This is a genomic window from Gordonia sp. X0973 (assembly GCF_013348785.1).
In the GTDB taxonomy this organism is placed as follows: Bacteria; Actinomycetota; Actinomycetes; order Mycobacteriales; family Mycobacteriaceae; genus Gordonia.
Genome location: NZ_CP054691.1, coordinates 2,718,752 through 2,731,312, shown reverse-complemented (window position 1 = coordinate 2,731,312; position 12,561 = coordinate 2,718,752). Strand labels below are relative to the sequence as shown.

15 protein-coding genes are annotated in these 12,561 nt (G+C 68.4%); 9 read left to right on the top strand and 6 right to left on the bottom strand.

Annotated elements, in window-relative coordinates; all coding sequences use genetic code 11:
• Positions 1-36 precede the first annotated feature (36 nt).
• On the top strand, positions 37-522 hold the full coding sequence (locus HUN08_RS13595) for a hypothetical protein (protein WP_174900937.1): 486 nt from the start codon (positions 37-39) through the stop codon (positions 520-522).
• Here HUN08_RS13595 and HUN08_RS13590 read toward each other — a convergent pair.
• Positions 423-2,219, bottom strand: coding sequence for an MFS transporter (locus tag HUN08_RS13590; RefSeq protein WP_301546741.1), 1,797 nt, complete (start codon positions 2,217-2,219; stop codon positions 423-425). The genes HUN08_RS13595 and HUN08_RS13590 overlap by 100 nt on opposite strands.
• 123 nt (positions 2,220-2,342) lie before the next feature.
• Here HUN08_RS13590 and HUN08_RS13585 point away from each other — a divergent pair, with 123 nt between their 5' ends.
• Genes HUN08_RS13585 through HUN08_RS13575 form a run of 3 tightly spaced genes read left to right on the top strand, consistent with a single transcriptional unit; the run spans position 2,343 to position 4,648 of the window.
• A complete protein-coding gene (locus HUN08_RS13585) occupies positions 2,343-2,618 on the top strand; it encodes a GlsB/YeaQ/YmgE family stress response membrane protein (RefSeq protein WP_174900936.1) in 276 nt (91 codons plus the stop codon).
• 1 nt (position 2,619) lies between these two features.
• Positions 2,620-3,273 carry an NAD(P)H-binding protein gene (locus HUN08_RS13580; RefSeq protein WP_124246801.1) on the top strand — a complete coding sequence of 218 codons (654 nt, stop codon included), beginning with the start codon at positions 2,620-2,622 and terminating at the stop codon, positions 3,271-3,273.
• 13 nt (positions 3,274-3,286) lie between these two features.
• Complete coding sequence (locus tag HUN08_RS13575) at positions 3,287-4,648, top strand: FAD-binding oxidoreductase (protein ID WP_124246802.1); 1,362 nt, start codon at positions 3,287-3,289, stop codon at positions 4,646-4,648.
• Between the two features lie 74 nt (positions 4,649-4,722).
• Here the strand turns inward: HUN08_RS13575 and HUN08_RS13570 are convergent, their stop codons facing one another.
• The gene (locus HUN08_RS13570) at positions 4,723-5,178 is read right to left on the bottom strand and encodes a hypothetical protein (protein ID WP_124246803.1); all 456 of its coding nucleotides are present in this window, start codon (positions 5,176-5,178) and stop codon (positions 4,723-4,725) included.
• A gap of 93 nt (positions 5,179-5,271) precedes the next feature.
• On the opposite strand from HUN08_RS13570, the gene HUN08_RS13565 reads away from it, so the two are divergent.
• Positions 5,272-6,771, top strand: coding sequence for an NAD(P)/FAD-dependent oxidoreductase (locus HUN08_RS13565; RefSeq protein WP_301546740.1), 1,500 nt, complete (start codon positions 5,272-5,274; stop codon positions 6,769-6,771).
• Between the two features lies 1 nt (position 6,772).
• Here the strand turns inward: HUN08_RS13565 and HUN08_RS13560 are convergent, their stop codons facing one another.
• From HUN08_RS13560 to HUN08_RS13545, 4 genes are read right to left on the bottom strand one after another with little or no spacing between them, the layout of a single operon-like run.
• On the bottom strand, positions 6,773-7,480 hold the full coding sequence (locus HUN08_RS13560; protein WP_124246804.1) for a hypothetical protein: 708 nt from the start codon (positions 7,478-7,480) through the stop codon (positions 6,773-6,775).
• Positions 7,481-7,484: 4 nt separating this feature from the next.
• On the bottom strand, positions 7,485-7,925 hold the full coding sequence (locus tag HUN08_RS13555) for a CoA-binding protein (protein ID WP_124246805.1): 441 nt from the start codon (positions 7,923-7,925) through the stop codon (positions 7,485-7,487).
• A 10-nt stretch (positions 7,926-7,935) separates the two neighbouring features.
• Positions 7,936-8,583, bottom strand: coding sequence for a DUF1345 domain-containing protein (locus HUN08_RS13550; protein WP_301546739.1), 648 nt, complete (start codon positions 8,581-8,583; stop codon positions 7,936-7,938).
• On the bottom strand, positions 8,580-9,368 hold the full coding sequence (locus HUN08_RS13545; RefSeq protein WP_124246806.1) for an SOS response-associated peptidase: 789 nt from the start codon (positions 9,366-9,368) through the stop codon (positions 8,580-8,582). Before HUN08_RS13545 ends, HUN08_RS13550 begins: the two co-directional genes overlap by 4 nt.
• Positions 9,369-9,467: 99 nt before the next feature.
• Here HUN08_RS13545 and HUN08_RS13540 point away from each other — a divergent pair, with 99 nt between their 5' ends.
• From HUN08_RS13540 to HUN08_RS13525, 4 genes are all read left to right on the top strand, one after another.
• Positions 9,468-10,205, top strand: a complete 738-nt coding sequence (locus tag HUN08_RS13540) for a sigma-70 family RNA polymerase sigma factor (protein WP_124246807.1) — start codon at positions 9,468-9,470, stop codon at positions 10,203-10,205.
• On the top strand, positions 10,202-10,549 hold the full coding sequence (gene rsrA / locus HUN08_RS13535) for a mycothiol system anti-sigma-R factor (RefSeq protein WP_124246808.1): 348 nt from the start codon (positions 10,202-10,204) through the stop codon (positions 10,547-10,549). The genes HUN08_RS13540 and rsrA overlap by 4 nt, the downstream gene beginning before the upstream one ends.
• Positions 10,550-10,783: 234 nt before the next feature.
• Entirely contained in the window at positions 10,784-10,999 is a 216-nt protein-coding gene (locus HUN08_RS13530; protein WP_124246809.1) for a biotin/lipoyl-binding carrier protein, read from the top strand.
• 14 nt (positions 11,000-11,013) lie between these two features.
• A complete protein-coding gene (locus HUN08_RS13525; RefSeq protein ID WP_124246810.1) occupies positions 11,014-12,558 on the top strand; it encodes a sensor histidine kinase in 1,545 nt (514 codons plus the stop codon).
• Positions 12,559-12,561 lie beyond the last annotated feature (3 nt).

The following is a 12,561-nucleotide window of genomic DNA, read 5'->3' as shown; positions in this document are numbered from 1 at the left end:
GTGGCGACCAGATCTCTGGCAGGGCAGGAGGGGACTATGGGACTCGAGGACGCGCAGTGGGACGGGTTCACCGGGTGGCTCGCGGATCGCCTGGGCGAGATGCCCGTCGCGAGCGTGATCGATGCCGGTCGGTCGGGTGCGAACGCGCAGACGCACGGCTACGACGTGGAGTGCGCCCAGGTCCAGCGTCTGCACCGCGGCCGATACCTGTTGCGGCTGTCGACGACGTTGATGATCATTCCGCTGCTCGACGCGTACGACGGTGAGGATGTGGCGCTCGACTGCTGGCACCACGACGACCTGTTCGAGGATTGCACCCACGGCTATCTGGTGAGTGAATCGGCCGAGATGGTCGCCGACCTCATGACCGGCTGGTTCCGGCAGCGCTGCGGCTTCACCGGACCCGACCAGGTCGGATTCGCCTACATGCGGGCCAAGTCGTTGCCGCGCTCCGCGGCCCGCCCGTCGTCACCCTGGGTCGTGGACCGCGCCGCGGTGACCGGTCGCGACGACGAGTCGTAGGCGTCGTCGGTGTCGACGACCTCGTCGGCGGTCGCGGTGGTGCTCTGCGAGGTGGTGAAGAGCGAGGCGACGGCCCCGACCACGCAGCACACGATCGCGAAGGTGAAGGCCGTGCTCAGCCCGTCGGCGAACGGATCGGAGATCAGTCGCGGGAAGAAGTCGAGTCCGGTCAGCGCGTGCTGGTCGGCGGCGGGGAGGGCCGACAGGTGCGGTCCGAGGATGTGTTGGACCGGGTTGATGCCCAGGAAGGCGGCGAAGAGGACCGACACCGTCGGCAGATCGGCGATCTGCTCGGCCGAGGAGGCGGGTACGCCGTGCGCGGTCAGGCCGGTGGTCATGGCCGTCGGGAGGTGGGCGGACAGGCCGACGATCATCAGGGAGAAGAAGATGCCGATCGAGAGGACCATCGCCGAGTTCTGGAAGGTCGTCATCATGCCGGAGCCGGAGCCGCGCTGGTCGATGGGCAGGCTGTTCATCACCTCGGCGCGGTTGGGCGAGGAGAACATGCCCATCCCGATGCCGTTGATCACGAGGATGAGCGCGAAGACCGGGTAGTAGAAGTCGACCGGGATCGCGATGAGGGCCGCGAAGGTGCCCGCGGTCACCAACAGGCCGATGGTCGTGAACCATTTGGTGCCGAACCGGTCGGAGAGGGCGCCGGAGATCGGTGCCGAGAGCAGGAACCCGACGGTCATCGGGAGCATGTAGATGCCGGCCCACAGCGGGGTCTGTGAGTAGTCGTAGCCGTGCTGGGGGAGCCAGATCCCCTGGAGCCAGATGATCAGGATGAACTGCAGCCCGCCGCGGCCGATGGAGGCGGTGAGGTTGGCGATGTTTCCGAACAGGAAGTCGCGGATCTTGAACAGGTGCAGGTCGAACAGTGGGTCGTCGACCTTGGTCTCGATGAAGGCGAACAGGGCCAGCATGACGAGGCCGCCGATCACGCAGGTCAGCACGAGTGGCGAACCCCAGCCCATCTGCGAGTGGCCGTAGGGCTGGATGCCGTAGGTCAGGCCGACGAGGACAGCGATGAGGCCGATCGCGAAGGTCGCGTTGCCCCACCAGTCCATTCGGGCCCGGCGGCGGACGCCGGTGTCGCGCAGCTTCAGGTAGGCCCACACGGTGCCCAGCAGGCCGAAGGGGACCGAGACGAGGAAGATCCACTTCCAGTTGATCGGGGCCAGGATGCCGCCGACGAGCAGGCCGAGGAAGGAGCCCGCGATCGCCGCGACGCCGTTGATGCCCAGGGCGAGGCCGCGCTGGTTGGCCGGGAAGGCGTCGGTGAGGATGGCCGACGAGTTGGCCATGAGGAAGGCGCCGCCGATGCCCTGCACGATTCGCCAGCCGATCAGCCACCAGGCGGCCGCATCGCCGGTGAACCACGTGATGGCCAGCATGATCGAGGAGAAGGTGAAGATGGCGAAGCCCAGGTTGTACATCTTCGCGCGGCCGAACATGTCGCCGAGGCGTCCGAAGCTGACGACGAGGACCGCCGTGACGACCAGGAAGCCCATCATCATCCACAGCAGGTAGCCGGTGTTTCCCGGCTGAAGCGGGTTGATCCCGATCCCCTTGAAGATGTCGGGGAGGGCGATCAGGACGATCGAGCTGTTGATCGTCGCGATCAGCATGCCGAGCGTGGTGTTGGACAGTGCGATCCACTTGTAGTGGGAATCGGCCTGGGTTGCGGTCGTCACGGAGCGAGGCCTCACTTTTACTTCATATGCCTAAGTATCAAGTCCAGTGTAGGCGCCGGTGGCCGTGGTAAACGAATCGTAAAGCGGCGGCTGCGCCGATGGCTCCGTCGGTAGGCTGGGGCAATGGACCTGAGTGTGGGCGGGATCATCGGATTGATCGTCTTCGGAGCCGTCATCGGCGTGCTGGCGCGGGTGGTGATGCCCGGGAAGCAATCGATCTCGGCGTTGGTCACCATCGTGCTGGGGGTGCTGGGTGCCGTGGTCGGGTATTTCGTCGCCGACAAACTCGGCGTGGGCGACACCTCCGGCGTCGACTGGATGCGCTGGGCGATCAGCGTTGCCGCCGCCGTCTTGTTGACCTTCGGCTACGAAGCCGTCAGCTCGCGGTCGAAGAGCTGACGTGCGCGTCGTCATCGTCGGGGGCCACGGCAAGATCGCGCTGCTCGCCGCACGACGGCTCGCCGAGCAGGGTGACGAGGTCGTCGCGCTGATCCGGAACCCCGCGCACGCCGACGACGTGCGGGCAGTCGGCGCGAACCCCGTGCTGTTCGACGTCGAGGCGGCGAAGGAGTCCGCCTTCGCCGACGTGTTCCTCGGGCAGGACGCGATCGTCTGGTCCGCGGGTGCGGGCGGTGGAAATCCGACCCGGACGCGCGCGGTCGACCGCGATGCCGCGATTCGGTCGATCGAGGCCGCTTCGGCGGCCGGGGTGCGGCGCTACGTCATGGTCTCTTACTTCGGCGCCTCGCTCGATCACGGTGTGCCAGAAGATGATTCGTTCTTCGCCTATGCGGAGGCCAAGGCCGCGGCGGACGAGTTCCTGCGCGGGAGCGGCCTGGACTGGACCATCCTGGGGCCGAGTCGGCTGACCGACGCCCCCGGCGGCGGTATCTCGGTGAGCGAACCCGGCGCGGAGCCGACCGGGCAGCAGAAGGGGGAGGTCAGCCGCGATGCGGTGGCGGCGGTCATCGCCGCGGTGCTGCATGACAAGGCGACGATTCACCGGCAGTTGGAATTCAACGACGGTCCGCATCCGGTGGACTCGGCGTGGTGAGCCGGGGCGGTCGGTGAGCCGGTTCGACCCGGCCGTGTTCGCCGCGATCGTCGGCGAGCCGCATGTCGTGACCGACGCCGACGCGGCTCGGCGCTTCCTGACCGATTGGACCGGGCGGCGCACGGGGCGGGCCGATGCGGTGATCCGCCCGCGGAGTACCGGCGAGGTCGCCGCGGTGCTGACCGCCTGCCGCGGCCGGGGGATCGCGGTGGTGCCGCAGGGCGGCAACACCGGCTTGGTGGGCGGATCGGTACCCGCCGACGGCGATCGGCCGACGATCGTGCTCTCGACGGAGCGGATGACCGATGTCGGCACGCCGGACCCGGTGGAGATGTGCGTCGGCGTCCAGGCCGGGGCGACGGTGGCGGCGATCGAAGCGGCGGCCACGTCGGTCGGGGCACACTTCGCCGTCGACCTGGCGTCGCGGGATTCGGCGACGGCCGGTGGGATCGTCGCCACGAATGCAGGCGGGGTCCACGTGGTCCGGCACGGCGGGACGCGGGCGCAGGTCCTCGGCATCGAGGCGGTGCTCGCCGACGGGTCGGTGCTGCGCCGGTGGAATCCGCTGCGCAAGGACAACGTGGGCTACGACCTGCCCGGACTCCTCGCCGGCAGCGAGGGAACGCTCGCCGTGATCACCGGGGTACTCTTCGCCCTCGTCGAACGTCCCGGGCAGACGGCGGTGGCGATGGTCGCGATCGATTCGATCGACGAGGTGTTCGCACTGGTGGCGGCGGTCCGCACGGCGGGGCTGACCGTCGAGGCCGTCGAGCTGATGACGAAGGCGGGGGTGCGGCTCGTCGTCGAATCGGGTTCGCGTCCGGCGCTGGCGGGCGAGTCGGCGTTCCAAGTGCTGCTCGAGGTGTCCGGGGCCGAGCCGGCCCAGCGCCTGGCCGACGTCCTAGACACCGTCGGGGTGGCCGACGCGGTCGTCGAGGACGGCCCGGCGCGTGCGCTGTGGGAACTGCGCGAGAAGCACACCGAGGTGATCGCGCGGGCGAGCGCGACCGTGCCGGTGAAGCTCGACGTCGCCATCCCGCGTCGGGGAATGGGCGGCTTCGTCGCCGAGCTCGATGTCTGGGCCCCGTCGGAGCCCTATCCGTGCCGGCCCATCGTGTTCGGCCACGCCGCCGACGGCAATCTGCACGTCAACCTGCTCGACATTCCCGACGAGGAGCAGTCGGCGGCGGCCGAACTCATGCTCGCGAAAGTGGTCGAGCGGGGCGGCAGCGTCAGCGCCGAACACGGTGTGGGCCGGGACAAGGCCGCCTGGCTCGAGCGCGTGCGCGATTCAGCGGACGTCGCGGCCATGCGGGCGATCAAACACGCCTGGGACCCGGAGGGGCTGCTCAATCCCGGCGTGCTGTTCGTCTGACCCTTCGCCGAGTGGGCAGTCGGATCCCGCCGAGTGGGCAGTCCGACAGCACCGAGTGGGCAGATCGCGCCGGCCTAGCGGAGCCAGGCGGCGACGACCCCGGCGACGAGGACGAGGACGCCGCCCACTTCGCCGACGATGAGCGCCGCCATGAAGCCGCGGATGGCGATCGCTGGCCGCGGGCGGAACTGGTTCTCGGTGTCGCGCAGCGCGCCGTGCACCGTGTAGCTGCCGATGGCGCCGACGAAGAAGAACAGCTCGACGCCGACGCACGTGGCGTTCACCCACGTCGGCCACGCAGACAGGGCGACGAGGGCCGCCAGGAGCAGCGTCGCGAACGAGTACATGAGCGCGGCGCGGTGGGCGATGTCGACGTAGACGTGGGCCCGCCCGTCGGGTGAGGCCATGATCTGCCGGTACTTCCACACCCCGAGCGCCATCGCGATCGCGAGCAGGACGCCGGCGGCGACGATCGTCGCGAGGGTGACGTCGTCGAGCTGGTCGACGAGTGCTGAAGTGGGTGGCGGCATGGGAGCTGCTTTCGTTGGAGGAGCCATCGGCGATGGCAACCGTGACATCGATCACTGTAAGGTTTGGGTAGACCAATCAATCCAGGGGGCACGGTGGCTGACAAGAATGCGATACCCGAATACGACGCGGTGATCGTCGGAGCCGGATTCGGCGGCATGGGCGCGGCCATCGAACTCAAACGCCAAGGGCTGGACAACATCGCCATCGTCGAGCGGGAGGACGATCTCGGCGGCACCTGGCATGTGAACCATTACCCGGGCCTCGCCGTCGACATCGCTTCGGTCACCTATAGCTACTCCTTCGAGCCGAATCCGCATTGGTCTCGTCTCTACGCGCCCGGTGCCGAGTTGAAGCGCTACGCCGAGCACGTCGCCGACAAGTACGACCTGCGTCGGCACATGATCTTCGGCGAACAGGTCCAGCGCGCCGAATGGGACGAGCAGAACTCGATGTGGCGGGTCTTCGGCGAGGACGGGACCGAGCGCACCGCCCGCTTCCTCCTCACCGCGACCGGCTTCCTCTCGCAGCCGCACACCCCGGACATCCCCGGCATCAAGAGCTTCGCGGGCAAGATCATCCACACCACGAAGTGGGAGGACGGCCACGACTTCACCGGCGAGCGCGTCGGCATCATCGGGACCGGCGCGACGGCGGTGCAGTTGATCCCGGAGATCGCCAAGCAGGCGGCGGAACTCACCGTCTACCAGCGCACCCCGATCTGGGTGGTGCCGAAGACCGACTTCGCGATCCCGCGGCCCGTGCAGCAGTTGTTCGCCCGCGTGCCGGCGACGCAGAAGGCTGCGCGGATGGTGAACACCGCACTGCTCGAACTCCTCATGGTGACCGGCGTGCTGCATTTCAAGCAGTTCAAGTTCGGGAACAAGGGTGCCGCCATGCTGGCCAAGGCGCACCTGCGCCGCCAGATCGCCGATCCGGAACTGCGCGAGAAGCTGACCCCCGACTACGACTTCGGGTGTAAGCGGCCGACCTTCTCCAACGAGTACTTCGCCACCTTCACCAAGCCGAACGTGACGCTCGAGACGTCGTCGATCGTCAAGATCGATCCCGACGGCATCCTCACCGCCGACGGCCAGAAGACCCAGATCGACACCCTGGTGCTCGCCACCGGATTCGACCTGTGGGACACGAACTTCCCGGCCTTCGAGATCCACGGCCGCGACGGCAAAGACCTGGGGAAGTGGTGGCGGGCAGAACGGTTCCAGGCCTACGAGGGCGTGGCCGTGCCCCAGTTCCCCAACTTCCTCACCCTCAACAGCCCGTACTCCTACAGTGGCCTCTCGTACTTCACGACGATCGAGGGCCAGATGCGCCACATCGCCCGCCTGCTGGGCGAATTCAAGCGCCGTCGAGCGACGACGTTCGAGGTCACCGAGACGGCCAACACGCGATTCCTCGACGACGCGACGCGCCGCCTGGACTCGTCGGTCTTCTACCGCGGCGACTGCTCCACCTCGCGCAGCTACTACTTCAACCACGCGGGCGAGGCGACGTTGCTACGGCCGCAGTCGACGCCGGGCACGCTGCGCGAGATGAAGAGTTTCCCCCTCGACGACTACGCCTTCAGCGGTTGATCTAGTCGGTCGGCTTTCCGGCGACGAGGTCGCCCAAGGCCAGGCCACGGCGGCCCCAGCGCGCGTCGAAGCCGTTGGCGCGCGCTTTCGCCCGGGTGAGTTTCCCCGCGTCGTACTGTTTGCGCGCCCATCTGGATCTCGGCCGGGCGAGGCGGATCGCACCGATCCAGGCAACCGGCAGTAGAAACGCCCCGACGACGGCGGTCGCGTACTTCCCCTTGCGGATGCAGACGAGTAGGCAGAGAAGCTGCAGCGCGATGCTGACGAGCAGTCCCGCGTGCCCGAAGCGCTTCATCCCGTCACTCTCAAGAGGATCGATGCCCAACGCCAGCAGGCCCAGTGCCGCGCTGGTCAGCATCACCACCTGCACCGACAGCTGGCCCTCGCGCGCCCAGTAGACGTCCTGGAGATGCAGCAGCAACGCGAACTCGTCGAGGACCAGCGATGTCCCGACGCCGATCATCACCGCGCTGATCGCGGCCATCGGTGCGGTGCCGTGGGCGGCCACCGACGAGAACGCGCCGACGACGGTCAGGATGATGCCGGGGATCGAGTGGTGGACGTGGATACCGCTGGCGATGTTGTCGTGGAACGGCCCCTTGCCCGCCCGGATCAGCCGGGTAATCGCGCGGGTGACGACGAAGGTCGCGATGAACGAGACGAACAGCAGTGTCAGTGGCAGCCGCTCCGGCGACCAGAGGCCAGTCACCGGGTCACCTGGTGATGCCGGTGCGCCGCTGCTCGATGATCAAGCAGCGGTCCTCGACGTAGGCCAGGCCGGCGTCCCGCGCGATTCGGCGCGCCTCCGGCGAGGTGATACCCAGTTGCAGCCACAGCGCGGTCGCACCGGCCGCGACGGCCGCACGGGCCACCTCGGCGCAATCGGCCGACGGCCGGAACACGTCGACGAGCCCGACGGGCTTCGGGACGTCGGCCAGGGATCGGTAGACCCGTTCGCCCACGATCTCGTCGGCACGGGGGTTCACCGGGACGATGCGCCACCCGCGCGCCTGCATGTACGCGGGCACCTCGTTGGCCGCCTTCGCCGGATCGGCGCTCGCCCCGACGACGGTGATCGTGTCGTAGGTGCGCAGGATCTGCGCTGCCACGTCGTCCATCGCACCTGGTTCGTCTGCTGCGGTTCGATCATCCATGACAGCGAGCCTACGACGACAAGCCGGCGATCAGGTTGATGAACAGCGCGACGATCACGGTGCCGAACAAATACGAGAGCAACGCGTGGACGAGGGCGGGCCGTCGCATCCGTGAGCCGGAGAGGTCGGTGTCGGAGATCGCGAAGCTCATGCCGACGGTAAACGCGACGTAGGCGAAATCGGTGTAGACCGGCGGCTCACTCTGGTGGAAGTCGATCCCGCCGATCGGATCGCCGTAGTACACCCGCGCGTAGTGGGTGGCGAACATCGTGTGGATCGCCGCCCACGAGAGCACGATGCCGGCGATCGTGCCGAGGACCAGCGCGTGGTCCTGATGGTGGAACAGCACGCCGATGACGCTGGACAGGCTGGCCAGTGCGGCGACCACGACGACGATCCCCGTGCCGCCGTGCGTCGGGTCCTCCCGCCGGGCGTGCTGCCTGGTCAGGGCGGCGTTCATCGGGCCGAGGGTGGCCCAGGTCCAGCCGACGAACATGGCGGCCGTCGCGATCCACGCCGACATCCGCCAGTCGACGCGCCACCCGGCCCAGAGGACCGTGGCGGCGATCAACCCGACGGCGACGCTGATCGCCAGGCGGCTCATCGCCGAGAAGGAGCGGGTCCACGCGACGGCGCGGGTACGGGCCGCCGGGCTCACGAGACCGGGTCCAGCAACTGCGGGCCGTTGTTGGCGACCCGGTTCACCAGGGGGGACACCTCGCGTATCTCGATCGCGTCGGCCAATTCGCGCGCCGGCGGCTCCAGCAGCGCGGCCGGCGCGGTCGTGTCCGGGTCCAGCCACTCCTCCCACCACTGCACCGGCATGATCAGCGGCATCCGGTCGTGGACCCCGCGCAGTTCGCCGACGGCGTCGGTGGTGAGGATCGTGCAGCTCAACAGCGGTGCCTCGTCGGCCCCCGCGTCCTTCGGCCGCCATACCGACCAGAGGCCGGCCATGAAAAGCCGGGAGTGATCTGCCGGCGACATGAAGTACGGAACCTTCGCGACCTTGCCGTCGGCGCCGGTGACCTTGCGCCACTCGTACCAGCCGTCCATCGGGATGAGGCAGCGTTTGGAGCGGACCGCGGCGCGGAAGGACGGCTTGTCCGACGCGGTCTCGGCCCGCGCGTTGAACAGCGACCCCTTGCCGATCTCCTTCGCCCACGGCGGCACCAGGCCCCACCGCATCGCGCGCACGCGACGCGCCGCCTCGTCGTCGGGGTCCTCCCGGGAATGTCGTTCCACGACGGTCAGGATCGTCGTCGTCGGCGCGACGTTGTAGTTCTCCCAGCGTGAGCGCGGCTTCTCGTCGGCCTTCCCGATGTCGTCGAGGGATTGCTGCGCGGGTGCCTCCGGCTCCGGCATCGGCGGCACCTCGTTGACCGCGTCGATCTCCGCGGCGAGCTTGGCCGGGTCGGTCGTCGTCGCATATCGTCCGCACATGCGGTCCACCTTAGGCACGCCCTGCGACACGGATCGGGAATGCACCCGACCGGTGCCGTGTTGATGCTGGCGTAGACGGTGGTACGACGAGGAGCAGCCATGCCCTGCGCGATTGCGAACCCGATTGAACGGCGCCAAATCTTCGGCTCGGTAGACTTGGCCGGGTATCGGGCGGATCCCGCCCCGGTGCGGACCGAAAGGATCGCCTTGAGCGAAGACGCCGATGCCGCGAACGTCGTGCCGGAAACCGAGACCGACGAGGAACGCACCGCCCGGTTCGAGCGCGATGCGCTCCCGTTGCTCGACCAGCTCTACGGTGCCGCGCTGCGCATGACCCGCAACCCGTCCGACGCCGAGGATCTCGTCCAGGAAACCTTCATCAAGGCCTTCTCGGCCTTCTCGTCCTTCCGCGAGGGCACCAACCTCAAAGCGTGGCTCTACCGGATCATGACGAACACCTACATCAACAGCTACCGCAAGAAGCAGCGGCAGCCGGCGCAGTACCCGACCGACGAGATCACCGACTGGCAGTTGGCGCAGACCGCGGAGCACACGTCGACGGGGCTGCGGTCCGCGGAGATCGAGGCGCTCGACGCCCTGCCCGACGACGAGATCAAAGAGGCCCTGCAGGCGTTGCCGGAGGACTTCCGGATGGCCGTCTACTATGCCGACGTCGAGGGGCTGCCCTACAAGGAGATCGCCGAGATCATGGACACCCCGATCGGGACCGTGATGTCGCGGCTGCACCGCGGGCGTCGCCAGCTGCGCGAACTGCTCGCCGACGTGGCCCGCGACCGCGGCTTCAACCGCGCCGCGCAGACGGGAGCCTCCCGATGAGCGACCCCCAGTTCGAGGCCCTCGACTGCACCAACGTGCTCGCCGACGTATGGCTGCTCCTCGACAACGAGTGCGACGCGGGTGCGCGGGCGCGCCTGCAGGAACACCTCGACAAATGCCCGTCCTGTCTGGCGCAGTACGGGCTGGAACAGCAGATCAAGGAATTGATCGGCCGTAAGTGCGGCGGGGAGCGGGCACCGCAGGGCCTGGCCGACCGGCTGCGCGTGCAGATTCGTCAGTCGACGACGGTCACCCAGGTCTCCGACGGGACCTCGGTCTCCCGCACGACGGTCCGGCGGACCACCGTCACCACGGATACAGAAAACCCGGGCGACCGGCGGTAAAGCCGGAGGCACCCGGGTCTCGATCCGTTGATCGGATCAGGCGTTGGGCCGCTTGCCGTGGTTGGCGGCATTCTTCTTGCGGCTGCGCTTCTTGCGTCCACGCTTACCCATGGGACTCTCCTTACGTCTGGTGCGGTCCCATTCTTTCACGACCGACCGCCCAGACTGAAAACGAGGCTCTCACCCGGGGTGGGAGCGGGCCGGACAGGTCAATCCGTGCGTTACCTTTGAGCCATGGCCGAAGACGTTGTGGCGGAGATCGTGGCAACCGTCCTCGAGGTGCTGGTCTCCGCGGGCCAGGCTGTCGAGGTGGGTGACACCCTCGTGTTGCTCGAGTCGATGAAGATGGAGATCCCCGTGGTCGCCGAGGACGCGGGAGTCCTCGACGAGGTGAAGGTGGCGGTCGACGACGTCATCCAGGCCGGCGATGTGATCGCCACCTACCGGTAGCGGTCGGTAGCCACGTGTCGACGCTCGCCGATCTCCTCGCCGCCCATACCGGTCTCTCCGACGAGCAGGGCGGCCATCTGCAGCGCCTCGTCGGGGAATGGCAGTTGCTGGCCGACCTGGCCTTCGCCGACCTACTGCTGTCGGTGCCCGGCGCCGACGACTTCCTCACCGTCGCGCAGTGCCGGCCCAACACCGCGTCGACGGTGCTGCCCGGCGACCAGGTGGCCCACGTCGCCGAGGAGAACGACGCCGCGGAACTGCGCACGGCGATGGACCGCGGCGCGATCGTCCTCGGATCGGGCCGGGACTCGACCGGGGGCGTCATCGTCCGCCGCGAGCAGATCCCGGTCCGCTACGACAGCGAGGTGATCGCCGTCCTCACCGCCGCCTCCGCGGACACCGCCCACCGCGTGCCCTCCCCTCTGGAGCGCGCCTACCAGGCGTCGGCCTCGGATTTGTGCCGGATGGTGGCCGACGGGACTTTTCCGGTGGTGGAGGCCACCGAGACGGGGTTGTCGACGCCGCGGGCCGGGGACGGGTTCATCCGCCTCGACGTCAACGGCGTCGTCCGCTACGCCAGCCCCAACGCGCTGTCCGCGCTACACCGGATGGGCTACACCACCGACCTGTCCGGCGTGGTGCTCGCCGACGTGTTCGGCGGGTTGGTCTCCGACGTATTCGACGCGCAGGACGCGGCCGCGATGATCGCGCTGGCGGCATCGGGACCGGTCCTGGACCGTGATCGGTCCGCCGACGCGCCCGTGCTGCGCATGGAGGTCGACGCCCGCCGTGCCACCGTGCTGCTGCGCGTGGTGCCGCTGCGGCCGGGGAGGTCGGCGACCGGTGCGATCGTCCTGGTGCGCGACGTGACCGAGGTCAAACGCCGCGATCGGGCGTTGATCAGCAAGGATGCGACGATCCGCGAGATCCACCACCGGGTGAAGAACAACTTGCAGAGCGTCTCGGCGCTGCTGCGGCTGCAGGCGCGCCGCACGGTCAACCCCGAGGCGCGGACCGCGCTGACCGAGGCCGTCCGACGGGTGGCGTCCATCGCGCTCGTCCACGAATTCCTGTCCGGCAGCGTGGACGAGGAGGTCGACCTCGACGACGTCGTCCACCGCTTGTTGCCGGTGCTCTCCGACGCGACGAGTACCGCCGGACCGCGGGCGCAGATCATCGTCGGCGGTCGTTTCGGCGTGCTGTCGGCCGACTTGGCCATGCCGCTGGTCATGGTCCTGACCGAGTTGATCCAGAACTCAGTGGAGCACGGCTTCGCCGACGGCCGGCCCGGTGCGATCCGGGTTTCGGCCGAGCGCGGTCTGCGCGACCTCTCGATTCGCGTGGCCGACAACGGGGCCGGCCTCGCCGAGGGCTTCGACGTGCAAAGCAGCGGACACCTGGGCCTGCAGATCGTGCGGACACTGGTCGAGATCGACCTGGGCGGCACGGTCGAATTCGTCAACGGTGACGACGGGGGGACCGTGGTGACCATCAGCATTCCCCTCGTCGGGGTCGCCGAGCACGAAAAAGCCCCGGACGCCGGTCGCGTCCGGGGCTGATCC